The 22,097-nt window shown below is 63.6% G+C and carries 21 protein-coding genes and 3 pseudogenes; 7 read left to right on the forward strand and 17 right to left on the reverse strand.

All coding sequences use genetic code 11. The annotated features are described in order from the left end of the window. Nucleotides 1–2 precede the first annotated feature (2 nt). Both QRQ56_RS26865 and QRQ56_RS26870 read right to left on the reverse strand, forming a co-directional pair. Entirely contained in the window at nt 3–1,505 is a 1,503-nt protein-coding gene (locus tag QRQ56_RS26865) for an SGNH/GDSL hydrolase family protein (protein WP_438744170.1), read from the reverse strand. A 54-nt stretch (nt 1,506–1,559) separates the two neighbouring features. Beyond that, nucleotides 1,560–2,318, reverse strand: a pseudogene (locus QRQ56_RS26870) (IS5 family transposase). Nucleotides 2,319–2,453: 135 nt separating this feature from the next. Between QRQ56_RS26870 and QRQ56_RS26875 the strand changes: the two are divergent. Continuing rightward, nucleotides 2,454–2,691: pseudogene (locus QRQ56_RS26875) on the forward strand (MFS transporter); the annotation flags it as partial. 4 nt (nt 2,692–2,695) lie between these two features. Here QRQ56_RS26875 and QRQ56_RS26880 read toward each other — a convergent pair. The 9 genes and pseudogenes from QRQ56_RS26880 to QRQ56_RS26920 all read right to left on the reverse strand — a co-directional run. Continuing rightward, nucleotides 2,696–2,962 (reverse strand): annotated as a pseudogene (locus tag QRQ56_RS26880) (type 2 isopentenyl-diphosphate Delta-isomerase); the annotation flags it as partial. Continuing rightward, nucleotides 2,949–3,851, reverse strand: a complete 903-nt coding sequence (locus QRQ56_RS26885) for a terpene synthase family protein (RefSeq protein ID WP_438744172.1) — start codon at nt 3,849–3,851, stop codon at nt 2,949–2,951. The pseudogene QRQ56_RS26880 and the gene QRQ56_RS26885, both read right to left, overlap by 14 nt. After that, the gene (locus QRQ56_RS26890; protein WP_438744174.1) at nt 3,848–5,398 is read right to left on the reverse strand and encodes a hypothetical protein; all 1,551 of its coding nucleotides are present in this window, start codon (nt 5,396–5,398) and stop codon (nt 3,848–3,850) included. Before QRQ56_RS26890 ends, QRQ56_RS26885 begins: the two co-directional genes overlap by 4 nt. A 299-nt stretch (nt 5,399–5,697) precedes the next feature. After that, nucleotides 5,698–6,696 (reverse strand): polyprenyl synthetase family protein, encoded by a 999-nt coding sequence (locus QRQ56_RS26895; protein ID WP_438744283.1) that lies wholly within the window; start codon nt 6,694–6,696, stop codon nt 5,698–5,700. 99 nt (nt 6,697–6,795) lie between these two features. Next, nucleotides 6,796–8,139 carry a cytochrome P450 gene (locus tag QRQ56_RS26900; protein WP_438744176.1) on the reverse strand — a complete coding sequence of 448 codons (1,344 nt, stop codon included), beginning with the start codon at nt 8,137–8,139 and terminating at the stop codon, nt 6,796–6,798. Beyond that, a complete protein-coding gene (locus QRQ56_RS26905) occupies nt 8,139–8,984 on the reverse strand; it encodes an SDR family oxidoreductase (RefSeq protein WP_438744284.1) in 846 nt (281 codons plus the stop codon). Before QRQ56_RS26905 ends, QRQ56_RS26900 begins: the two co-directional genes overlap by 1 nt. After that, the gene (locus QRQ56_RS26910; RefSeq protein WP_438744178.1) at nt 8,971–9,279 is read right to left on the reverse strand and encodes a ferredoxin; all 309 of its coding nucleotides are present in this window, start codon (nt 9,277–9,279) and stop codon (nt 8,971–8,973) included. Before QRQ56_RS26910 ends, QRQ56_RS26905 begins: the two co-directional genes overlap by 14 nt. A 1-nt stretch (nt 9,280) precedes the next feature. Then, nucleotides 9,281–10,570, reverse strand: coding sequence for a cytochrome P450 (locus QRQ56_RS26915; protein ID WP_438744180.1), 1,290 nt, complete (start codon nt 10,568–10,570; stop codon nt 9,281–9,283). Nucleotides 10,571–10,664: 94 nt separating this feature from the next. Next, nucleotides 10,665–11,867 (reverse strand): cytochrome P450, encoded by a 1,203-nt coding sequence (locus QRQ56_RS26920; protein WP_317245096.1) that lies wholly within the window; start codon nt 11,865–11,867, stop codon nt 10,665–10,667. A gap of 288 nt (nt 11,868–12,155) precedes the next feature. On the opposite strand from QRQ56_RS26920, the gene QRQ56_RS26925 reads away from it, so the two are divergent. Further along, nucleotides 12,156–12,296, forward strand: coding sequence for a hypothetical protein (locus tag QRQ56_RS26925; protein ID WP_231189001.1), 141 nt, complete (start codon nt 12,156–12,158; stop codon nt 12,294–12,296). 249 nt (nt 12,297–12,545) lie between these two features. On the opposite strand, the gene QRQ56_RS26930 is transcribed toward QRQ56_RS26925, so the two are convergent. After that, a complete protein-coding gene (locus tag QRQ56_RS26930) occupies nt 12,546–13,745 on the reverse strand; it encodes a cytochrome P450 (protein ID WP_007600177.1) in 1,200 nt (399 codons plus the stop codon). Between the two features lie 147 nt (nt 13,746–13,892). On the opposite strand from QRQ56_RS26930, the gene QRQ56_RS26935 reads away from it, so the two are divergent. Next, the gene (locus tag QRQ56_RS26935) at nt 13,893–14,621 is read left to right on the forward strand and encodes a TetR/AcrR family transcriptional regulator (protein WP_007600176.1); all 729 of its coding nucleotides are present in this window, start codon (nt 13,893–13,895) and stop codon (nt 14,619–14,621) included. Nucleotides 14,622–15,432: 811 nt separating this feature from the next. Here QRQ56_RS26935 and QRQ56_RS26940 read toward each other — a convergent pair. Beyond that, nucleotides 15,433–15,789 carry an aminotransferase class I/II-fold pyridoxal phosphate-dependent enzyme gene (locus tag QRQ56_RS26940; RefSeq protein ID WP_245285983.1) on the reverse strand — a complete coding sequence of 119 codons (357 nt, stop codon included), beginning with the start codon at nt 15,787–15,789 and terminating at the stop codon, nt 15,433–15,435. An 8-nt stretch (nt 15,790–15,797) separates the two neighbouring features. Continuing rightward, entirely contained in the window at nt 15,798–16,034 is a 237-nt protein-coding gene (locus tag QRQ56_RS26945) for a GntR family transcriptional regulator (RefSeq protein WP_438744286.1), read from the reverse strand. Between the two features lie 482 nt (nt 16,035–16,516). On the opposite strand from QRQ56_RS26945, the gene QRQ56_RS26950 reads away from it, so the two are divergent. The 3 genes from QRQ56_RS26950 (at nt 16,517) to QRQ56_RS26960 (ending at nt 17,481) form a co-directional block, all read left to right on the forward strand. Further along, nucleotides 16,517–16,696, forward strand: a complete 180-nt coding sequence (locus tag QRQ56_RS26950; RefSeq protein WP_438744287.1) for a hypothetical protein — start codon at nt 16,517–16,519, stop codon at nt 16,694–16,696. A gap of 139 nt (nt 16,697–16,835) precedes the next feature. Next, nucleotides 16,836–17,036: a hypothetical protein gene (locus QRQ56_RS26955; RefSeq protein WP_317245100.1), complete on the forward strand. Its 201-nt coding sequence runs from the start codon at nt 16,836–16,838 to the stop codon at nt 17,034–17,036. A gap of 16 nt (nt 17,037–17,052) precedes the next feature. After that, nucleotides 17,053–17,481, forward strand: coding sequence for a hypothetical protein (locus QRQ56_RS26960; protein ID WP_007600175.1), 429 nt, complete (start codon nt 17,053–17,055; stop codon nt 17,479–17,481). Between the two features lie 770 nt (nt 17,482–18,251). On the opposite strand, the gene QRQ56_RS26965 is transcribed toward QRQ56_RS26960, so the two are convergent. Genes QRQ56_RS26965 through QRQ56_RS26975 form a run of 3 tightly spaced genes read right to left on the reverse strand, consistent with a single transcriptional unit; the run spans nt 18,252 to nt 20,920 of the window. Then, nucleotides 18,252–19,298 carry a transketolase family protein gene (locus QRQ56_RS26965; RefSeq protein WP_317245101.1) on the reverse strand — a complete coding sequence of 349 codons (1,047 nt, stop codon included), beginning with the start codon at nt 19,296–19,298 and terminating at the stop codon, nt 18,252–18,254. Continuing rightward, nucleotides 19,295–20,146, reverse strand: coding sequence for a transketolase (locus tag QRQ56_RS26970; RefSeq protein ID WP_317245102.1), 852 nt, complete (start codon nt 20,144–20,146; stop codon nt 19,295–19,297). Before QRQ56_RS26970 ends, QRQ56_RS26965 begins: the two co-directional genes overlap by 4 nt. A 24-nt stretch (nt 20,147–20,170) precedes the next feature. After that, nucleotides 20,171–20,920, reverse strand: coding sequence for an SDR family NAD(P)-dependent oxidoreductase (locus QRQ56_RS26975; protein WP_317246468.1), 750 nt, complete (start codon nt 20,918–20,920; stop codon nt 20,171–20,173). A gap of 110 nt (nt 20,921–21,030) precedes the next feature. On the opposite strand from QRQ56_RS26975, the gene QRQ56_RS26980 reads away from it, so the two are divergent. Further along, entirely contained in the window at nt 21,031–21,927 is an 897-nt protein-coding gene (locus QRQ56_RS26980; protein ID WP_007600164.1) for a LysR substrate-binding domain-containing protein, read from the forward strand. Nucleotides 21,928–22,097: the final 170 nt, after the last annotated feature.

Genomic DNA, 22,097 nt, shown 5'->3' on the forward strand with positions numbered 1-22,097 from the left:
CCTCACCTTTGGCTGCGATTCTTTTTCTGCTTTAGCATTGGCGCCGGCGCAGATACCGGGATGCGATCATCGGGCGAAGCCGAAGCCATTGGAGTATCCTTAGACTGTTCGCGTCCGACTTCGCGGCGTGGCCAGACAAAATCGTCGGCGCGACCGGCCGGTGCCGACAAGGGCTCACCTTTGACCAAGACACGCGCTGCTAGCGCATCCATTGCCATCGGCGCCCCTGGACCGCCGAGCAATTGATCGGCGCCGAAAGAGGGGGCCACCAAGGGAAAGATCGGTCCGGCGAACGGGCGCAGGTCCGGTTGACCCGGCAGCGCATTGACGTCGAGCTTTGCCGGTTCCGTCGGCAGCGCGATCGGCGCGGAACGAGTAGCCAACAACCGGTTGATTTCGCGTTCGACATAATGCGCAAGCTTGCGGGCGCCGGGCTTGGTGAAATACACGCCATCGGAGGAGCGCAGCTGACGGATCTGGCCTTCGAAGTCGGGACCCCGCTGCATAAAATGGCCGGCTTCATCGACAAAGCTGTCCCAGACATCGACATAAGTGATGCCGGCCTTGCCAGCCGCCTCGCGATAGAGCGAATCCAGAAACAGGGTGTCGGCTGTTGCCTTAGGGCCACGTACCACCGGCAGGCCAACCCACAGCACCGGCACCCCCTTAGATTTGAGCACGCCGATCATCTGTTCGATCTTGTTTTTGTAGAGCTCGATCCAGCGTTTCTCGCGATACTCATAGAGGCCGTTCGGCGAGCGCGTGCTACTCTCCGGCTCGATAGCCGGCGCGTCGGCGGCGTCATTTGGCGACAATTCCGTATCGACCAGTCTGCCATCCGGCTTCGCGTCGACGTTCGTACCGCCCTCCGGCTTGACGCCCGGTTTGCCTCTGGCTTCCTTCTTGTCTGCGTTTTTGTCCGATGGCTTGATATCGGATTTCTCAGCCGGCGGCTCGCGCATCCCGACTCGGTCATCGAGTCCGAGCATGACGACGATGACGTCCGCTTTTTCGGTCGCGAGAATGCCTTTGGCAGCGGCGGCCCAATCGGCCGGATTGCCCTTCGGCTGATATTTGATAAGGCCTGAGACGGTCTTATGTCTGCGGATCACGCCCATGTCAGGCTGTTCGGCATAGGCGTCTTCAAGACCATAGGCGAGCCAGTCCGCCATGGCATCACCGAGCACAAGAACATGGCGCTCCGGTACAGTATCGCGCTTTCCGGCCGCGGGCGCCCTCGAAAAATCCTCGCGCGCGGGCGGCAAGGTTTGCCGCCGATCCCAACGAGGCTGGGGAGCAGACGGCTCAAACATGTCGTTACCAAACCAGCCGCCGCCGAATCCGCCACCGCGTTGCGGCTGCGGCCGTTGCTGATATCCACCGAAATTGAAGAACTGCGCCGACGTCGGGCCGACAACGCCGACCACCATCCCCCCAGCGATGGTTAGCGCAATCAGGGGACCTCTGTCGGTAAAGATACGCAATTTTCTTAGTTTGTTTGACATGCTCTTGGACCGCACAAGACGAAGAACTGCCGCGACAGAGACTAGGGTTCAGACTCAATTGATCCAATAGGCGACGACGGCGGCGAGGTGGACGGCGGCCAAGAAGTTTCTAGCAAGTTCGTCGTAGCGAGTAGAGACACGCCTGAAATCCTTGAGCCGGCAGAAGCAGCGCTCGATAACGTTGCGTCCTTTATAGGCGCGTTTGCTGAAGCTGTGGAGGGGCACCCTGTTGGACTTGTTCGGAATGACGAGTCTCGCGCCGCGATTGACGATTTCGGTGCGAAAGCCGTCGCCATCGTAGCCTTTGTCCCCAATGAGGGAAGACATGGGCGCCGCGAGTTTCAAAAGGGCCGGCCCTGCGGCAAGATCTGCGTCTTGTCCCGGAGTGAGATGAAATGCGCAAGGTTTGCAATCGGGGTCGCTCAGCGCGTGGATTTTCGTGCTCCGCCCGCCGCGTGAGCGGCCGACGGCCTGTTCATGCTCCCCCTTTTCCGCCGCTCGCGGAGCGATGCGCTTTGATCGAGGTGGAGTCGATCGACAAAGTCAGGCCGTCCTTGCCGCAGCGGGCGAGCGCTTCAAAGATAGCCTGCCAATGTCCGCGCTTAGCCCAGCGATTGAACCGATTGTAGATTGTCGTGTAAGGGCCATAGTCGGGCGGGCAATCGCGCGAGCGTGCGCCGCACTGGAGCATGTGAACGATACCGCTGATGATGCGTCGATCGTCTTCGCGCGCCGGCGCGGTCTGGTTCATTGGCAGCTGCGGTCTATCTGAGCCCACTGCTTGTCGTTGAGCCAGAACAGTCCTTTGCGCATCGAAGCCCCCATGCCGAATCAACTTGGCAAGAGCGAATCAGAAGCAGTTAATTAGGTACAGACCCTAACAGAAGACAAGCGGCAGACGTTCGAAGAAGGCGGTCCGCATCAAGGGAGAGCGTCAAACTCGAATCCGTGAACGCAGGCACTCGTCTTGATCGACTGCTGGTCGGGCCATTCCATGGCCGCCTCATGCTGCTGATCGGCATCGGAATGTTTTTCATCTACATTGCCGGTACCGTGCTGAGCGTGATGCCGAAGACCAGGTTTGGACCCTCGCCCAGAATGCGGTGTTCATCTCCGCGACCTTCGTCGGCATGATCTGGGATCGTTGCGTACCGGGTTTCTCGGTGATCGCTATGGACGCCGCTTCGCGCCATGATCTTGCCCACCAGCCAGGCGCAGCGCTCGATCTGCGTCAGGTCCAAGTCGCATGCGCAGTGTTCGAAACCTATATACTTCCAGCCGTCGGCGATCGGGGCCGGTGCCGTTCGCCGATCCAGCACGACGTCCAGATAGTCGTCCTTGCACGGGCTCATGGCGGTGTCGCTCATGCTCGCTCCATCGGGCGACGGCGTTGCGTCCGATCTGACCGAGGGGAGCGGGCGCTCGCCTCCGCCTCCCGCGCGTTCAGCCCGGCGCACGCTGGCCTGCCCCCGCGGCGTCGCTGCGATAGCGGCTGGTCGAGGTCTGATAGTACTGCGCGCAGATGTCGGCCATGGCCTCGATCAACGCTCCCCACGGCGCGGGAAAGCATTCTTCCGCCATCAGGCGGTGCAGCATGCGCGTATGGCCGGCCAGCTCGTCCTTGAGGAACTCCATCACAGGCATAGCCGGATAGCGCTGCAGCAGCAGGATCGCCGCGTTGTCGGCCTCGCCCGCCGTCCTGTCCTTGTCGCGTCCATGCAGATCGTTCTGCAGACGCCCTATCGCGGAGATGAGCCGCAGGATTTGGCGAAATGCCGGACGCTCGCGCAAGGTCGCCATGTCCAACCCCCACAGCAATGACAGGCAACAGAACACATTCGCGTAGGCGATCGAATCGACGCCATTGTGCAGGTACTCGGCGTAGGACCAGCGTTCCGCCCCTGCCGCCTGCGCGGGTCCGTCGCGCAGCGCTGCGCAGTAGCGCCGGGTATCGTCGAGAAGCTGAGCATAGTCGCGACGATCGTAGGCGAGTGCGGCCAGCGAGGCGCGCAGCACCGCGCAGCCCTCGAATCCGGGGAGCGCGCACGGCAGGCCCTGCCCCAGCGCCTGCTCCACCGCGGCGAGCTGCTCCGGCGCGATCAGGCCAACGTCGTTGCAATCGTCGAGCCAGAACAGCAGCGCCAGTTCGCGATAGAACGCCACGATCAGCGTTTCGTCCTGCGGATCGCGGCCGGTGCGGGCGCTGGCGTCGCGCAGGCTCGGATGGATGCGCTGCAGGATGTACTGGCCGCCCCTGACTGCTTCCACGGCATGCTCATCGGCGAACCCGGTCAGGGAATGCCCCCACTCCAGCACCTGCTGCAGCGCGCGTTGGGTCTGGATCATGGCGCCGCTCCTGCTCCCTTGGCCAGGGCGCGCCGCCCCCAATGAAGTGCCAGCCACAACCCGGCGAGTTCAGCCACGCGCACGACCCGCGTGGGGCAATATAGTTCTTTGCCGATCCACAGCGGCGTCTGCGGCAATGGATGCGCCGCATGGCGGGCGAGCATCCACTCCAGCGCACGCGCCACCGCCTGCGCGATGCGCCGGCGCCCTGTCGGCTCTTCGTTCCCGTCCATCACGTGCAACGCGAACAGCGCATAGGCGGTTTCCTCGAATGTGGACGCGCGACCGGCGCCCCAGCCGCCGTCGTCGCGCTGCGCGCGCAGCAGCGCCGCCAGCGCGCGCTCGTCGCGCCACTGGGAGTTGCCTTGCGCCAGCGCAGCGATGGCATGCGCGGTGGGATACAGCCATGAAACGTGCCATTTTTCGTTGTCCCATACACCGTCCGGGTTGCGATTGGCTTCGACATAGGCGCTGGCGGCGGCGGTAGGCTTTCCAAACAGTCGCAACGCATGCAGGGCATGGACGTTGGTCGACATCGAGGCATTGCGCTCGCCGGGGAAGGTGACAAACAGCTCGCCGCTTTCGAATTGGCGCAACGCATCGACCGCCGGGTCGCGGCCTGCAAGGCGCAGGACACACAACGCAATGGCGGTGTCATCCGCATCGGCCGCGAAGTGCAAGGCCGGGCCGAGACCGCGCACGCTAAGGCGGGCATCGAGCTGCGCGACGATCACGCGCATCACCTCAGTGAGCGCGGGATGCGCGAACAACCCGGCCAGATGCAGGGTGTACAGCGACCAGCATGGTTCGAACACGTTGATCGGCCAGACGTTGGGAACGACACCTTCGATGCCGCTGCGCGTCGCCTTCGATGCCGCCTTCAGATACGCGTCCGCGCGCCCGACCTGCGGCGTGCTCCCCTGTGTCAGGACGTGCGCACGCCACGCGGCGGTGGCCGCCGGACTGATGCCGATGCTGCCGTCGTCGTCCGGGCATGCGGTGGTCGGCGAGGTCCCCCAGGCTTCCCAGGAGTGCAGCAACGGATGGCCGCTCGGCAACGTCGCCACCGCCGCCAGCTTGACCAGGCACGCTTGCCGCAACGGCAACAGCGCCGGGTGGCGCGGAAACGCCACGCCGCCCAGCAAGGATGCGGCCTCGCCGCAAAATTGCGGCAAGATCAGCTCCGCGCCGATCGGCGCGTCTTCCGGCACCGCATGCGCGTAGGGATCGGGCTGGCGTTCGAGGAACCGGGTTGCAGCCTGGACCGCGTCGGCAGCGCCGGGAAGAGGATCGGCACGTTGCAATGCCAGCAACGCCGCCCACGTGGGCGCATGACGGAACAGCGGGAAGTCCGCGCTTCCCCATCCGCCATCGGCCTGTTGCTGCGAGATGAGCCACGCGTAGGCGTCCTGCCGACCGGTGACGTTGCCGTGGAATTGCAGAGCTCGCGCCGTGTCGTAGACGGACGGACCGACGCTGCCGCCGTCGCTCATCTCGCTCAGCAGGTGGCGCAATTCGGAAAGGATCTGTTCGGACTGCGCGTTCACGCGGGATGTTCCTTCTGCAGACGGTTGACGAGAACCAGGATCGGGCAGACGCCGCACACGTCGCCGCAGGTCCGTCGCGGCCCGGCCGATGGGCAGCGCCGGACGGCCGCACTGCTCTGGCGCGGCGACTTGCCACCGACGCTGGCGCCGGTCCGCCGCATAGGCTTGGCGGCAGCGCGCCGCGGCCGTGCAGGGCAACCGCTGCGATGGGCGCCGCGGACTCGGACACGGTGCAGCATGCACCGCTACCGCCGGCTGATCGCAGCGGCACAAGGGCGACTCCATGCGCACGGGCGCGCTCATGCGCATGGCGCGTGCTTGAACAGGTGCGCGTTGGCCCGCTGCAGCATCTGCCCCAACCGTTCCGCACGCGGCCCCAGCGGGACGATGGCCTCTCCGGCGTCGCGCAATAGATCGAGCGCGAACTGGCGCGCAGCCTGCAGCCCCATGATCGACGCGCAGGTCGGCTTCTGCGCCGCCGCGTCCTTGCCGGGGGTCTTGCCCAGCGCCGCGGTATCCGCCGTCGCATCGAGAATGTCATCGACCACCTGCAACGCCAGGCCGAAACAGGCGCTGTAGCGATCGAGCGCACAGTACAGCGCAGCGTGCGCGGCATCCTCCGCGATGGCGAATAGCGCGCCCATGCGAACGGACGCGCGCACTAGCGCTCCGCTCTTCATCCGGTGCATCGCGACGATCCTGTCCAGCTCGACGTGCTTTCCGACCAGCGACAGATCGATGGCCTGCCCGCCTGCGGCACCCTCGGCGGACACCGCCTGCGCCAGTTCGCGCACGAGCGCGATAGGATTGTCGCCCGGCGCATCCAGGCTCGCCAGGGTCAGGAAGGCGTGCGCCTGCAGCGCGTCGCCGACCAGGATCGCGGTGGCTTCGCCGAACTTGACATGCACGGTCGGAAGGCCGCGGCGAAGCACGTCGTTGTCCATCGCGGGCAGGTCGTCGTGGACCAGGGTACAGGCGTGCATCATCTCGATCGCGGCGCCGACGTCGTCGAGCATGTGCACCGGCGTGTCGGCCAGTGTGCCGGCAGCCAGACAGAGCAAGGCGCGGGTGCGCTTCCCGCCATGCAAGGTGGCGTAGCGCATTGCCGCGATCAGCTCGGTCTCACCCTTGTCTTCGACGCAGAGACGACGCGCGAGCGCTTGTTCGACCCCTTTTGCGCCGTCCTCCATCCAGATCTCAGGCATCAGCCTGCCGGAAGCGCCGCGCGCCTGCGCGCCCAATCCGCCGAGCGCGGAAACGCCAGTTCGGTCGTCGTGTAGCGTGGAACCGGTCTGCATGCTGTTCATGTCCTTGTACCTGACAGGAGACGGCCAGAGCGGGCCGCCGCGGTGTTGCCGGCGTCGCTGCCTCGCCACACAGGCGCAAGCGATGCCAGCTCATGAGAATCCGATGCGGATTTTCATGGACGGATGTGCGGTCGGGTAATAACGCCGGCCTTTTTCGACGCCGCTCAGCAACCGCGGCCGCACCCCGGCCTTGTGCATGGTCAGCGCCAAAGCGATGCAGAACTGCACCAGTTCGAGCCACACCAAGTGGTAGCCCATGCAGACGTGTGGGCCGGTACCGAACTGCAGCATGTCCACCGGCCGGATCGGCTCCGTGCGTTGCAGCCACCGCGCCAGGCGGAACTGATCAGGCGCCTCGTGCAGCAGCGCCGAGGTCGAGAAATGCAGCAGCGGGATGCACAGATGGGTGCCCGCGGGAATGCGCCGTTGGCCGAGTTGCAATTCCTGCAGCGCCCGACGCGGCAGGAGCGTGGTCGTCGGATGCACGCGCAGCGTCTCGCGGAACAGGGCCTCAGCGACCGGACACTGCGCCAGGTCCGCGTGCCGGGTCGGCACCGCGCCCACGCGTTGCGCCTCCTCGACCAGGGCGTCCCACAGCACAGGCTGCCGCGCCAGCTCGATCACCATCCAGGCCATCGTCGAGGCGGTGGTGTCGTGACCGGCAAGCAGCAGCAAGCGGATATTGGCGACCAGGACGTCATCGGAGAGCGCATCGTCGCTGCGATCGAAGGCGCTTACCATGTCGTTGATCAACCCGGTGCGCGCGGCATGCGCGCGCGCGTCGCGGACGAACTGGCGCAACTGCGCGTCGATCCAGTCGCGGGCGGCGCGGCCCCGCCGCAAGGGCAGCCCGGGCAGGTCGACCGGGGGCGCGACGATCAACTGCAGCAGTTGCCGGTACTTGCGATGCCATCCTGGCAAGTCCTGCGCGGGGATACCCATGAGGCTGAAGATGAGTTTGAGCATCAGGTCGCCGGTTTCGCGCAGGATGGTTACGTCGCCGCGGTCACGCCACGCCTGCACCCGCGCCCAGATGACGGGCGCGAACAGGTCGCCGATGCCGGCCTGAGTCAGCCCTTTGGGCAGGAACGCCGCCTTGATCGCATCGCGCGCCTGCCGGTGCGCGCCGCCGTCCTGGGCGACCAACGTTCCGCCAAGTAATTCGGGCGCGATCTCTTCGATCAGCACCGAGGACACGTCCTTGTGCCGGAGCAGCGCGAACGCGTCCGGATGCACGCAGGTCATCAGGTGTCCGGCAGGGCCGAAATCCAGCCAGAAGTGGCTGCCCAGCATCCGTTCCGCGCGCCGCAGCAGGCGCGGCAGGTCGCAGACGATGGCGGGAAGATGCCCGACCAGGGGGAAAGCGCCGGGCACGATCGGGATGTCGTACCGCAGCCGGTGCCGACGCGCCAGCGGGTTGAGCAGCATGTCCATCAGCAGCGCGGCGCCGCAGCCGCTTCGGCGGTGTTGCCGGCAGGCCGCGCGGCGCGGCTGTTGCCACCGTCGGCGTACGTCGGCACATGCGCCAGCATGCCGCCGTCAATGCACACGACCTGGCCGGTGATGAACGCAGCATCCTCGGAAAGCAGGAACGCCACCAGCGCGGCGACGTCCTCGGGACGGCCGACGCGCGGCAGGAGCTGGTGCCGGCGCAGATGCCGTTGCATGCCCTCGTCCAGCTTGGCGAGGAGACGCTCGGTCATGATGAGACCCGGCGCAACCGCGTTGCAGCGGATCCGCGCATGACCGTATTGGGTGGCGAGCGAGGCCGACAGCATGTTCATCGCCGCCTTCGACGCGGCGTAGGACGTCTGCGCGGTGTCACCGCTGAGCCCCTGGCATGACGACATGTTGACGATCGCGCCACCGCCGCGGGCGATCATCGGTGGGATGGCCTGCCGGCAGCAGAGCAGGGTGCCGCGCAGATTGGTCGCCATGGTCTGGTCCCAGACCGCCAGATCCAGGTCGAGGATCGCGCGGTCGCGCGGGGTCAGATGCATGGCGCTCGCGTTGTTCACCAGCAGGTCGACCCCACCGAAGTGCCGCTCCGCCGTCTCGAACAGCGCTGCCACCGCCTGCGCATCGGCGATGTCCATCGCCAGGGCCAGCGCGTGGCCCGCTTCGGCCGCGATCTGCGCGGTGCAGGCGATGGCCGCCGCGCCGTCAATGTCGGCCACCACCACTCTGCCGCCCTCGCGCGCGATAGCGAGGGCGCATGCCTTGCCGATACCGGCGCCGGCGCCGGTTACCACGGCCACCTTGCCTTCAAACCGTCCCATCGTGTCCTCGTCGATTGCGTTGGTCTTTCGCGGCATGCCGCTCGGCCTCGGCCGGAGAAGGCGCAGGGTCGGCGCTGGCGCGCTCGTCATCGCCAGCGTCGCTTTCGATGACCCTAATGGCGGCGACCGGGCATTGGCTGGCCGCGAGCCGCACGGCGGCGTGCAGCGCCTGCGGGACCGTCGCCACGCACACTTCGGCCACGCCGTCCGGTTCGCGCTGGCGAAAGGTGCCCGGCAGCGTCAGCACGCACTGCCCGGTGGTTCCGCACATATCCTGGTCGACCACGACGCGCATCTCAGTCCCCGTGCTCATGCAGCCGCACCGGCAACGCGCGGAACGTCCTAAGGAACGCGGAGGGCTCCCGGCTCGGCTGCTCGGCCAATGCCAGCGTGGGGAAGCGCGCCTGGATCCGCTGCAGGCTCTCGGCCAACTGCACCCGGGCCAGTTGCGCACCGAGGCAGAAGTGGATGCCGTGGCCGAAGCTCAGCATGATCTTCCCGTCGGTCGACATGCCAGGACTGGTGCCGTAGAACCGCGCGGGATCGAAGCGGTCGGGGTCGGCGAAGGCGTCCGGGTCGCGATTGCCGGCCGCGATCAGCACGCGCACGTCCGCGTTCTTCGGGATCACCACGCCGCCTAGTTCGATGTCGCGCTGGGCGATACGCGGAATGGAGCTGAACATGGCGGGCGCGTCGCAGCGCAGGACCTCTTCGACGAATGCCTTCACCCCCACGACGTCTCCCTGCAGCCAGTGCCGCTGTTCGGGATACGCCAGCATCGCCAGGACCGCATGGTCGATGGTCGCGGCAGTGGTGGCGAAGCCGCCCAGCAGCATGCCCCACAGCATGCTGATCAACTCCGCATCCGACAGCGTGTCGGCATCGTCCTCGTGTGCGCCGACCAGCATCGACACGATGTCGTGGCGGGGATCGGTGCGCCTGCGCTCTATGAGGTCGCCGAAGTAGGCCTGCACCCTGGCGCTGGCCGCGTCCGCCGCGGCAAGCTGGGGATCGCTGGCGTGCGGGCTTAGGCCTTCCAGAATGGCGCCGATGCCGGCGGCGAGCCCGAACATGTCGTCTTGGGGCATGCCGAACAGTTCGGCGAAGATTAGCATGGGCAAGGCCAGCGCGAATTCCCGATGCAGGTCCACCGTCTCCCCGCGCTCCAGCGCGGGCGCCATGCCGTCCAGGCGCGCTGCGACGATGCGCGCGATGCTCGGCCGCAGGTCATCGATCTGGCGCATGGTGAAATCGCGCGAGATCAGCCGGCGCAGACGCGTATGCGTCGGTGGGTCCTTCATCGCCAGCGTGGACGCCAGCAGATTGAGCGACAGGCTGGTCGCTGCACGCGGGAAATAGCGCGCCAGTTCGCCCGGCGCCGGCCCCCTAAACGCATCGCCCGTGGCCTTGAGCGCCCAGTAGATGTCGCCGTGGCGGCTCAACAGAAAGAGGCCCGACGCCGCGCGATGCACCGGATCGTGCTCGCGCAACCACCGCATGAACGGATACGGGTCGTGGATGCACGCTGGCGACGCCAGTTCGGCGAAGGCGTCCCGGCATGCTGCCGTGGTTTCTTGCACGTCCATCTTGGTTAACTGTTGGCTTGCTGATCGGAACGGCGCGCGCCAGGCGCGCCGGCAAATTGCGGAGAAGATCGCGATTCCCGGCGGTGTCCGCGCATCACCAGAGCACCGGCAACTCTTCGAACCCGCCAGTGATGATCTCCTTGCGCAACTTCAGTTCTTCCGGCGCCACGGCCAGGCGCAGCGCGGGAAAGTGCTGGAAGATCGAACCGAACACCACTTTGAGTTCCAGCCTGGCCAGCGCCATGCCGAGGCAGTAGTGCGGACCGTAGGAGAACGCCAGGTGCGGGTTTTCGGCGCGCCCGATATCGAAGATTTGCGGGTCGTCGAAATGGCGCGGATCGAACGACGTCGCAGGCAGTCCGACCAGCACCTTGCTCTCCGCGGGAATATGCACGCCCGCGATGGTCACGTCGGTCCTCGGATAGCGCATGATGCCGTCCCAGCCCACGCCCGCCGGGTACATGCGTAGGATTTCCTCCACCGCCGTGTCCACCAGGGATGGATCGCCGACCAGGCGTTCGCGCTGTTGCGGATGGCGGAACATGGCCAGAAGGCCGAATTCGATCTGCGCGACGGTGCTCTCGTGCCCCGCCACCAGCATGCCCGCGGCCAGACCGATCGCCTCTTCCTCGGTCGCCTTGCCCTGGTCGACCGCCGCGAGCAAATCCGTCAGCAGGTTGTCGCCCGGATCCTGGCGCTTGTCCCGCATCTTGCTGCGAATGTAGGCGCGCAGTTCTTCCCAAGCCAGGCGCGACGCGCTGCGCGGGCCGCTTTCATGCTGGTGCGTCATTACCTCGTCGGACAGGCCGGCGAAAAACGCGTGATCCTCGTAGAGCACGCCCATCAGCGCGCTGATGACCATGGCCGGAAGCGGAAAGGAGAGGTGGCGCCGCAGGTCGGCGGGCTGGGGCTGGGCCGCCAGCGTCTCGAACAACTGCGCGGCGATCGCCTCGACCTGCTGCGCGAGCAGCTTCACCCTGCGGTCGTTGAAGGCTGGCGCCACGATCGTGCGCAACCGGGCATGCTCGCCCCCCTCGTGCGAGACCAGCCACCCCGGCGAACCGAGAATTACCGAATCCGGGGTGAATGCCGCCGGCGGCATTCCCGCGGGCCGGAACGCCGCGTCGGACAGCACCGCCTTGGCCTCGTCGTAGCCTGTCACCCACCAGCCTTCGTGCCCGGACGGGAAGCGCACGCGGTGGATCGGACCGTTGGCGCGTAGCGCCAACATCTTGGGCGAGGGCTCGATGTGATCGACGCGCCACATCGGCAGCGTCGGCAAGGGTTGTTCGGACATGGTGACACTTCAGTCTCTACGCGATGGAAGGGCGGAAGGTGACCGGCAGACGGTGCGGGCTTCACGTGCGCTTGCGTTCGCTTCTGTTCGTCGATGATGATGATCGGCGGGGACGGCGGCCGGAACCTAGGGCCTCAAAGTGGCTTTAGCCAACTACCGAATCTTGTAGTAGCGTCCTAAATTAAACGCTTGGTGGCGCAAAAAATATGCGGAAAACTCTGCCGCCACGCGCTGCAATACGGAAACCTATTTCCGATGCGTATCCGCCTATGTTGGTTGGCTACATGCGTGTCGTCGGACTCCGACGGCGAGAGCACGGACTTGCAGCGCGATGCGCTGCTCGCCGCCGGCATTGATCTGGTGACCTGCCTGGGGTTCGCCACGATGACGATGGCGTATTTCGCAAGGCTGATAGAGGGCCCGCGTTGATTCTCGATGCAAACGTTATCAAGGCGATCGTTGATCCTTCGGGCCCTTGGGAGCTCCTTTTCAAGAACAAGATCCCTTCTCGGCTCAACGAACTTCCATGCGAAAGGCGTGCTGAACTATAGCAACTACGTCGAAGAAGCAGCGGCGCTTGCACGACAACACCTTTCGGGCAATAAGCTCGCAAAGGAAGCAGGTCCGCCAGCCGTCCTGGCGGGCAATGACAGCCGCCGCAAAGAGCCCGGGCTGGCGCTATTTCGTCGTAACGCGTACCGGCAGTGAGCTGAGGGCCCGCAATCCACTGCTGTCGCGGTATACCGGCTCGCCCGTTATCTCGATTGATGCGACGCTCGCCGCCAAGGCGGCCAGAACGGCTTCGCCTTCGAGCCGCGCGACCATTTGCCCCACGCAGCCATGGATCCCGGTGCCGAAGCCGATATGGCCCGAGACGCGCCGGGTGATGTCGAACTGGTCGGGCTGCTCCCACCGCGTTTCGTCGCGATTTGCAGAACCAATCAGCAGCAATACTTTCTCGTGCTTACCGATCGGCACCCCTGCGATCTCGGTTTCATGCGGTGTGGTCCGAAAGACGTAAGGTGCGGCGGAATCATAGCGCAGGCTCTCATCGAACGCGCCGCGCGCCAGCGAAGGATTGGCGGCCAGAATGGCCCACTGCTCCGGATGACGGACTAAACTAAAGAGGGCCATGCCTGTTGCACTGATAGTCGTATCCAGTCCCGCCGAAAGAAAGGACCGGACGAGCAGAGGCGCTTCGTCATGGGTAATTTCGCCGCTATCGGCGGCCTCGTAGACCTGTGCGCCAAAACTGCCGGGAGCCAAGGCGTCCCGTTGGCATTTCGCGGCAACCCAAGGCAAAACCTCAGGTGCCTTGGCCATCAGAGTTCGGAAATAATCGTTCTCCGGCCCCATGCCGGCAAACACCATTGCGCCGTAGGTCAGAAAATTTTCACGGCCCTCATTGTCGATGCCCAGGGCATCCGGAAATACAGTCACCGGAAATATTTCGGCAAGATCGCGGACGGCGTCGAATGATCTCTTTTCAATGAGTTCGTCGACCAGCGCGGCGGCCTTGGCCTTGAAACCGTTCTCGAGGCCCCGCATGGCACCCGGCGACATGATCCGAGCTAGCACCTTTCGGGTGCGTGTATGTAGCGGTGGGTCAGCTTCGAGGACGATGCTCGGCGGACGCCACGGCTTCTCCTTGAAATAATTGACGATGCCAGCACCACCGCCATTGCTGAAGTTCACATGGTCAGCAAAGACCGCCTTGATCTCGGCAAAACGCGGCACGGCGAAGATGCCGTATTTCTCGAGCCTGACGACGGGTGCCTTCGCACGAAGCTCGGCATAGGCCGGATAGGGGTCGATGCGAGTGTCCCAGTCGAACGGATCGAAATCGCTGCAGGCATACTCGCGTGCCGAAGTTGCCACTGTTTGCCTCCGTTTGGTCGCTTCTACTTAATTGACTATAGTCATTTATTTCAGAAGATGGCAAGCTAGGAATGGAGTGGCGTTTTTTGCTCGTGATAACAGCCATGTAGCTGCAGGACAGACCAGGACAGACCGGGCGGAGATTGGATGTCGGCCGAGAGATCAGGAAACTCCAAGGGGATGCGACGCTTTCAGAAGCGCGCACGCCAAGAAGCTGACAAGCGCGCGTTGCAGGCTCGAATCCTGGAAACAGCGCGAAAGGAGTTCGCGAGCGGCACACTCGAAACCGTTTCGATCCAGAAGATCGCCGATGCGCTCGGTTACTCGAAGGGTACGGTTCTCAAATACTTTCCGACCAAGATCCTGCTGCTGCTGGCAGTGAAGGAGAGGAATCTCGAGGAAATGGCGGATCGGCTCGACCAAGTCCGCGCGCTTCATTCCAGCGGTGAGGTCCGGCTGCGGCGTGTCATGGAGGCCTATATCGAGTATTGGGTGAACAACCCCGATCATTTTCGATCGCTCTATTCGATGGCCGGCACAGTCGAGGACAGGCGTTTTCCCGACGGGGTTTATTTCGGTGAAACTGAGATCGCACGAAAGGGCTACGGGCTATTTGTGACCTCGATGGCGGAGTATCTTTCCGAATTAGGGGTGGAGGCGACGCCAAGGCTGACGGAGCGCCTCGCGACCGCCCTGCTATCGGCGGCGCATGGGGTGATCTCGCTGCCACTGGGAACACCAACGATGAAATGGCCGGATACTCGTGGCAACGGACGATTGGTCCTCGACAGTCTCATCGACGCTTGGTCGGCGAAGATTAAAGCCGCTCGGCAGACCGAGACCTGGCCGAGAATTTCCATCGGTGATCTTCTTTAGTTCGGCAGCACCGGCTTGATGGCAGCCGATCTATCGTCGCAGCCAAGAAAAGGGGCTGTCGTGCGAAGGGATTCGCCACGCGTACCGAAACGAAGACGGACACCTACGCGTGAGAAGCGACGTTTACTGGCCGGCGAGCCATAATGTCCCGAAGTATCTGAAATATATCGGACAGTTCTTTAGGATCGCTGGGGGCGCCAAAACAGATGCGAATGGCGCCAGGATCCCCCTTTCCCACCGCTGAGGCGATGCGGGGGGGGACAAGTATGCCTCGTCCTGGCGCAGCGGCCGTAAACCGATCTGCGGACCACTCTTGCGGCAACTGCAACTATCCGTAGAAGGCTGAGAACTGAAGTTTGCGGCATTGGGAAAAAGTCTAGGAGCACCCCGTAACGTTCGTGCGCCTGACGCCGCCGCTCACGCAGAAGTTCTTCCAGCTTTCCGCTCTCAATCAACCGCACCACAGTCTCGCCTAACACCTGAGCAACAAACCAGGCACAGGCGTGCAGGAGGAGCTGAGTTTGAGCGATGTAGGCCGGCGGGACTGTCACTGTCCCGAGCCTGAAGGCTGGCGCAAGGTATTTGGAGTAGGACGTGATTTAGAAGGAGAGGGCCGGCACCAATGAGGCGATCGGCACAGGACGCTCGGGGAAGAAAAAGCGGTAAACGTCATCTCTATGATGGCGAGATCGAGCTCCTCGGCGAATTCACCGATGCGCCCCCGCGGTCAAGACTCAGCGTACGAGCCGTGGGGCTCTGCAACGTCGGCAGGCAATAGAGCACTCGCGCTCGGGACGCCCGGCAGGCTTTTTCAGCGCCTCAGGGTCGATTCGGTCCTCATCCATGTCCACGGGCACCAAATTAAGGTGGCTGGCGCGGCGATGGCTTTGAAGCAGGGATAAGTGAAAGCACCCACCAAGACACTGTCGCCGGGTTTTGCCACGAAGCGCAGGGCGACATCGATCGCGTGCTGGGCGTCGTTGCACAGAATCAGCTGTGCCGGCGCGACCGTAAAGGCGTTGTCAGAGAGCGAGGCTGCGATGATTTCACGTTCCTGGGAAAGGCCAGCGTGAGGATGGTAGCCCAACAACAGTGCAAGATCAGGTTCGCGCACCACCTCGCCAAACAACGCGGACAGGACCTGCGTTTCGCTTCCGTGGCCGGGCACGCTCAGCGCTAAATTGACCGGTTCATGTCATGCCGTGGCCACCTCGGCCTGCGCGGCGAATGACGCCGGACGAAGCTGCCCTGCCCGACATGTCCGCTGATACCGCGTTGTTCGGCCTTCTGATAGGCTTTGCTGACGGTGCCGACGGACAGGCCGAGCTCTCGTGCCAGTTCAAGGTGCGGCGGAAGGCAGTCTCCATCGGACAGCCGACCGTCAGCGATGTCCCGCTCCAGAGCACTGACCAGGGCGAGCTAGCGCGCCCCCTCGGACGCGAGTTTCCGCGGCCGGCGCGTATCTGCAGAAAGCCTGGCGCGGCAAACGGCCAGTACGTCATCACGCCGGAGATGAGCCCCGGCTTCGTGGAGGCACTCCCTGTCAGCAAATCCCACGGCATCGGTCCGGCGACTTGCGCCAAGATGAATGCTATCGGGCGGTACACTGCCTCGACGTCCGCAATCAGTCGCTCGACTCTGCAAGCCAATTTCGGCAAGGCCGGCGCGTAATACTACCGGATATCGAGGGGCATCGATCACCGCGAGGTCCGCGCGAACCGGATCCGGAAGTCGGTTGGTGCGGAGAATACGTCCTCAACCGATCTTTAGCGCTTTCGACGCAATGGCCACCGAGTTGGGCCCGCTGATCGAGAAGGTCTGGCGGCACTGGGAGGACAAGGACCGCGCGGGCCCGGAAAGTCACGCTGAAGGCTCAAGTCAACGATTTTGACATCATCACGCGCAGCAGGTCCATGCCGATCGCGAAGTCGAACCACAGCGAGCTCGAACACTTCTCGATCGCGCTGCTTCAAAACGAGATGCCTGCTCCAAAGCCGGTTCGGCTTCTCGGAGTATCGTTGTCCTCGCCCCACGGTGAGGGGCAGGTGAGCCGCAACTCGGCCTGGCCGATTTGACAGGCGCAGTTTCGAGCAGGATTTCAGGAGGGGCGCAGGCGCAGGTCGTGTGCAGTGCGGCAGAGTTCATTAGTTCACATTCGTGAATCCCAAAATGGAAAGACTTGCGGTAGGATCGGGCTTTCCAAGGGGCGCACCCATGTTTGAACAAGCTACAACCGCTCTATTGCGAGCGGTACTTGACGAGGTCTGCGAAAAGCTAGCCCGCGACGAGACGGGCGCTCGCACCCATGTGGCCTGCAAGATCCTCGAAACCGCAAAGACCGGCGAAACGACACCGGACGAGCTGCGGCAGATTGGCCGGAAAGCCCTGACACAAGCGCCGAGGATGTGGCGTTGATCAGGCGAGGTGCGCAGTGAATTTCCAGGTCACGGTCTTGAAGATCCTGGTGAGTTATCCGGATGGATTCGCCGTGATGGCGGACCTCAAGCGCGACATGGCCATCCTGGCGACCAGCGGCCCGGAATGGGCCGAGCGCACCAAGCGGATGGCAACGCGCGTACCCGAGCTCGACATTTTTTCGGACGGCCTCGTCGAGCGTCAAAACGGCGGCTGGAGGATTACTGTGAAGGGACGAGCCGTGCTCGAATCCATGGAGGCGCGCCGGACCGAACACGAGCCGGTCGAGAAGGTGCCAGTCGAAACGGCCGGGCCACCAGTGCCATCCTTGCCGCTGCCGGCAGAGCGAGCGAAGCGCCGACGCGAACGGCGCCAGCGTCGCCGCGAAGCCCGCGAACGCATGCATCTTAAGTGGGCAGGGCGCGGCGGCAGCCCAACTCATTGACCAAAAAGTAGATAGCTCCTGTCGATGCCGCGCCGACCCCGCGTCTCATGGGTCCAGCCGACAGCTCGGCGATAGCTGCCGATCGCCGCGGTCCGCTTGAGTGTCTTGACGACGACGGGCTGGTTCTCATCCGCGAAAGGGGAGACCCAAAGCGCATCCTCGGGACAATAAAGCTCGCAAAAGGAAGCATGTCGTCGTGACGGGCAATGACCGGAATTCCTTAGGTGCCGAGTTTGCCGTCCATCGCCTTCCACACGCTGTCGTAATCGGCGAATGCGAAGACGGTGCATGCCCGCGCTCGGCACCAGGGTGGCAAGGATCGAGGACGGTTGGTTGAAGAACTCACGCCGCTGCGTACCTGGTCAGGAGTTCGGTGTCGGAGCCGAGCTGATTGGCCGGAAACAGCCTGATCTCCAGCCCTCGCTCGTCGCTTCGCGGATCGGTCGATCGCCTCTTGGGCCCGGATATTCACGGGGTGGGTCGGATCCTGCCCGGTCGCAAACTTGTAAACGAACTCGGCTGCGGAAGCCGGACGAGTAAGAATCCCGCAGAGAGGTACGGCCGTGGCTGCCATCAAAAGCGTACGGCGGCTCATCCTTCCGGGCTTCGAGACAATCATGTTTCCTCCTGATCCTGCATTGACGTTGGTGCCGACAGCATCAGCCTGCGCTGGCGTGCAGCTTTCGCGTCTCTTGGTTCCCCGCTCTCGACCGCCGGCATGTAGGCAAGAGTCATCGCTCGCCGCCGCAACATGCGACGGGTGTAGCTCCTCACAAGGACTTGGCTGGATTGGCGCTTAGCGCCGGTGCAAGCCACTGCTTGATCTGCCTTGCGACCTCTGCGGTAGAAATCCCGTAGCGGTCGTGCAGTGTCGGAAGTGCGCCAGCGTCAAGAAATTCGTCCGGCAATGCGATCTGGCGGAAACGCGGATGAACGCCTGAACGCATTAGAACCGCGGCAATTGCCTCGCCAAGGCCGCCAATCGACGTGTGGTTCTCGGCAACGACGACAAGACGGCCCGATTTGCCGGCTTCACGCAAGATCGTCTCAGTGTCGAGCGGCTTGATGGTTGGAACATGCAGCACCGCAGTGTCGATGCTGTCGCCCTTCAAGGTTTGCGCCGCCTCGAGCGCACGCATGGTCATGATGCCGGATGAGATGACCAGGGCGTCCTTCCCGTCACGAATCAGCTTGGCCCTGCCGAGCTCGAATTTGTAATCATATTCGTCCAGCACGAGCGGCACCTGGCCGCGCAGCAGGCGGGTGTAGACAGGCCCGTGATGGGCCGCGATGGCGGGCACCAGCTGCTCGATTTCGTGAGCATCGCAGGGATCGATGACCGTCATATTCGGCATCGCGCGAAACAGGGCGACATCTTCTGCGGCCTGATGGCTCGGGCCATAGCCCGAGGTCAGCCCCGGCAGCGCGCAGACGATCTTCACGTTGCGATCTTCCTCCGCGATCGTCTGGTGTATGAAGTCGTAAGCCCGTCGCGATGCGAACACGGCGTAAGTGGTCGCGAACGGCATGAAGCCTTCGGCGGCAAGGCCCGACGCAGCGCCGAACAGAAGCTGCTCGGCCATGCCCATCTGATAATAACGGTCCGGAAATTCCTTCGCGAAGATGTGCAGATCGGTGTATTTGCCCAGATCGGCCGTCATGCCGACAACCTCAAGGCGGCTGCGGGCGAGCTCGACGAGCGCATGTCCAAACGGCGCCGGTTTCGTCTTCTGTCTTTCAGAAGCGATCGATGCGATCATGGCGGAGGTGGTCAGGCGCGGCTTGCGCGGCTGCGGTGCTGATCTGATGGTCCTCATGCCTGCCTCCCAGCTTCCAGCGCGGCAAGCGCGAGCTGCCATTCGTGCTGCTCGACGCGGATGAAATGATTCTTCTCGCGCTGCTCCAGGAAAGGAACGCCCTTCCCCATCAGAGTGTCGGCGACGATCATCCTCGGCTTGGGCTCGGGATGGGACTTGGCGGCGTCGAACGCGGTAAGTACGGCATCGAGATCGTTGCCGTCGATCCGCTGCACGAACCAGCCGAAGGCCTGAAGCTTGTCGACCAGCGGCTCGAAGGCCATAACCTGCGTGGAAGGACCATCCGCCTGCTGATTGTTGACGTCGACGATGCCGATCAGATTGTCGAGCTTGTAGTGGCCTGCCGACTGGATCGCTTCCCAGACGGAGCCTTCGTCGAGTTCGCCATCGGAAAACAACGTGTATACCTGTGCCTCGGATCTCTTGCGCTTGAGTCCTAGGCTCATGCCGACGGCAATGCTCAGCCCAAGTCCGAGCGATCCGCCCGACATTTCCATTCCGGGCGTGTAGGAGGCCATGCCCGACATCGGCAGGCGGCTCTCGTCGCTGCCATAGGTTTCGAGTTCTTCCTCCGGGACAATTCCCGCCTCGATCAAAGCTGCGTAGAGTGCGATGGCATAATGTCCGTTGGAGAGCAGAAAGCGGTCCCGGCCCTCCCATGACGGGTCTTCAGGCCGGTAACGCATGGCGTGGAAATAGGCCACGGCGAGAACATCGGAGATGTCGAGCGCCTGCGCGATATAACCCTGCCCCTGGACTTCGCCCATGCGCAGCGCATTGCGGCGGATGTTGTAGGCGCGGTCCGCTAGCTTGGGCGCGTTGATAAGCGCATTGGTGGGCGTTTCCATCGATCTGGACCTTATCTCGCTGGCTCAGTGGATAAGCATGCCGCCGTTGACGTCGATCACGGCACCCGTGACGTAGGCAGATAGGTCCGAGGCCAGGAAGGTGTAGATACCGGCGACATCTTCTGCCGTGCCGAGGCGATTGAGCGGAATGCCTTCCAGAATTTTCGCTCTCATTTCATCATTCAGCTTGCCTGCCGTAATATCCGTGCCGATCAGGCCGGGCGTAACGCAGTTGACGCGAATCCCGTCAGGGCCGAACTCCCGCGCCATCGCCTTGGCGAGGCCAAGGACCCCTGCTTTCGCAGCCGAGTAGTGTGGCCCGCCAAAAATTCCACCACCGCGCTGGGCCGAGACGGACGACATGCACGCGATCGACCCGGACTTCCGTGCGCGCATATGCGGGATCACCGCCTGGGACAGAAACAGGATACCCTTGAGATTGACGTCCTGAATTCGATCCCAATCGGCCGGCGAAATGTCCAGGAACTTGACGGGCTGGGTGATCCCGGCATTGTTGATCAGGATATCGATGCCTGCGAAGGTTTCGATCACACGGGTGACTGCCTGTTCGCAGAACGATTTGTCGGCGACGTTGCACGCCAGTCCAATGTGGGACTTTCCAAGCGATGCCGCAGCTTCCGCCGCGGCGCCCGCGTCGATATCCAGAATGGCCACCCGAGCGCCCTCGGCGGCGAACCGCCGGGCGGTTGCGAGCCCGATGCCCCGCGGCGAGGCCGCGCCCGAAATGATTGCCGTCTTACCGCTGAGCAGCATCAATTCCTCCCGCAAATTGTTCTTCCTTGCTGGATTTAGGAATGACCTGCGGAGGCCGGCCCTACAAACGCGCAGTTGTCACGGATCGATGAACCTGGTTCACTTATCGAATGCTCTCGAAGATCCCGATATCCTCAATTCGTGCCTTTGAAGCCGCAGCCCGGACCGGATCGTTTCGCGATGCGGCGAATGAGCTTCACCTGACGCCGAGCGCCGTCAGTCACGCGATTCGCAAGCTGGAGGCCACGCTTCGGACCGTTCTGTTCGAGCGCAGCGCGCGATCTGTGCGGCTCACGCCAGCCGGCGAAAATCTGATGCGTCACACCGGGGCGGCGTTCGATCAGCTCCGCCGCGGGCTTGAAGAAGTCGCCGCCCGCGGCCCACAACTGGTGCGCGTCCATTCCGCCCCAAGTTTTGCTGCGCAATGGCTGGCGCCACGGCTTGCGCAGTTTCTCGCTGCTTACCCGAAGCTCGAGGTTCGACTGGCCGCAAGCACGGATTATGCGCGCTTCAGCAACGATGATTTCGATATCGACATCGTCTACGGTCCGCCGCGCGCGGAAGGCGTCGAGATTGTTCCACTACCAGAGGAGACGGTCACGCCGCTCTGCTCTCCCTCGCTCGCAAAATCGATAAGGAAGGCCGCTGATCTCCTCGATCAGACGCTCATCCGCTCAGACGTGAAGCAGGTGCAGTGGCATCAATGGTTCGCTGCCAACGGATTGGAAGCCCCCGCGCTCCACGGCATGAGGTTCGATCGGAGCTTTCTTGCAATTGCGACCGCTGCGGAGGGATTGGGAGTGGCGTTGGAATCAACCCTCCTGGCCCAGCTTGAACTGGCCAATGGGCGATTGGTTGCCCCATTGGCGGGACGTGCGACCGATATCAGTTACGTCGGTCACCGTCTCATCTATCCGCGCGCCAGCCGACAAAGATCGGCCGTACGAGCGTTTGCAGACTGGCTGCTGGCTCAGCTCGACGGTGAAGACGCCCGCTCCTCGCAATGAACTGCAGGTCTGGCTGGAGCTTGGTTCAGGGCAAACCTCTGCTTGGCGCCGAACAGCAACCCTCGCCGCGGGGGCGTCCGCGCCTGCGGAGAACCTCAGATCATGCATTCTTCATTGGTCTGGTAGGGAGCTATCGCTGATGCTCGCCGATCCATCTGTACAAGGCGATC

This window comes from Bradyrhizobium sp. U531 (assembly GCF_051710265.1).
GTDB lineage: Bacteria > Pseudomonadota > Alphaproteobacteria > Rhizobiales > Xanthobacteraceae > Bradyrhizobium.

Excerpts from the sequence above, each read along its gene's own strand:
- QRQ56_RS26865 (WP_438744170.1), bottom strand. The coding sequence starts at position 1,505 with ATGTCAAACAAACTAAGAAAATTGCGTATCTTTACCGACAGAGGTCCC.
- QRQ56_RS26885 (WP_438744172.1), bottom strand. The coding sequence starts at position 3,851 with ATGATCCAGACCCAACGCGCGCTGCAGCAGGTGCTGGAGTGGGGGCAT.
- QRQ56_RS26895 (WP_438744283.1), bottom strand. The coding sequence starts at position 6,696 with ATGCAGACCGGTTCCACGCTACACGACGACCGAACTGGCGTTTCCGCG.
- QRQ56_RS26900 (WP_438744176.1), bottom strand. The coding sequence starts at position 8,139 with ATGGACATGCTGCTCAACCCGCTGGCGCGTCGGCACCGGCTGCGGTAC.
- QRQ56_RS26905 (WP_438744284.1), bottom strand. The coding sequence starts at position 8,984 with ATGGGACGGTTTGAAGGCAAGGTGGCCGTGGTAACCGGCGCCGGCGCC.
- QRQ56_RS26910 (WP_438744178.1), bottom strand. The coding sequence starts at position 9,279 with ATGCGCGTCGTGGTCGACCAGGATATGTGCGGAACCACCGGGCAGTGC.
- QRQ56_RS26915 (WP_438744180.1), bottom strand. The coding sequence starts at position 10,570 with ATGGACGTGCAAGAAACCACGGCAGCATGCCGGGACGCCTTCGCCGAA.
- QRQ56_RS26920 (WP_317245096.1), bottom strand. The coding sequence starts at position 11,867 with ATGTCCGAACAACCCTTGCCGACGCTGCCGATGTGGCGCGTCGATCAC.
- QRQ56_RS26935 (WP_007600176.1), top strand. The coding sequence starts at position 13,893 with ATGTCGGCCGAGAGATCAGGAAACTCCAAGGGGATGCGACGCTTTCAG.
- QRQ56_RS26955 (WP_317245100.1), top strand. The coding sequence starts at position 16,836 with ATGTTTGAACAAGCTACAACCGCTCTATTGCGAGCGGTACTTGACGAG.
- QRQ56_RS26965 (WP_317245101.1), bottom strand. The coding sequence starts at position 19,298 with ATGAGGACCATCAGATCAGCACCGCAGCCGCGCAAGCCGCGCCTGACC.
- QRQ56_RS26970 (WP_317245102.1), bottom strand. The coding sequence starts at position 20,146 with ATGGAAACGCCCACCAATGCGCTTATCAACGCGCCCAAGCTAGCGGAC.
- QRQ56_RS26975 (WP_317246468.1), bottom strand. The coding sequence starts at position 20,920 with ATGCTGCTCAGCGGTAAGACGGCAATCATTTCGGGCGCGGCCTCGCCG.
- QRQ56_RS26980 (WP_007600164.1), top strand. The coding sequence starts at position 21,031 with ATGCTCTCGAAGATCCCGATATCCTCAATTCGTGCCTTTGAAGCCGCA.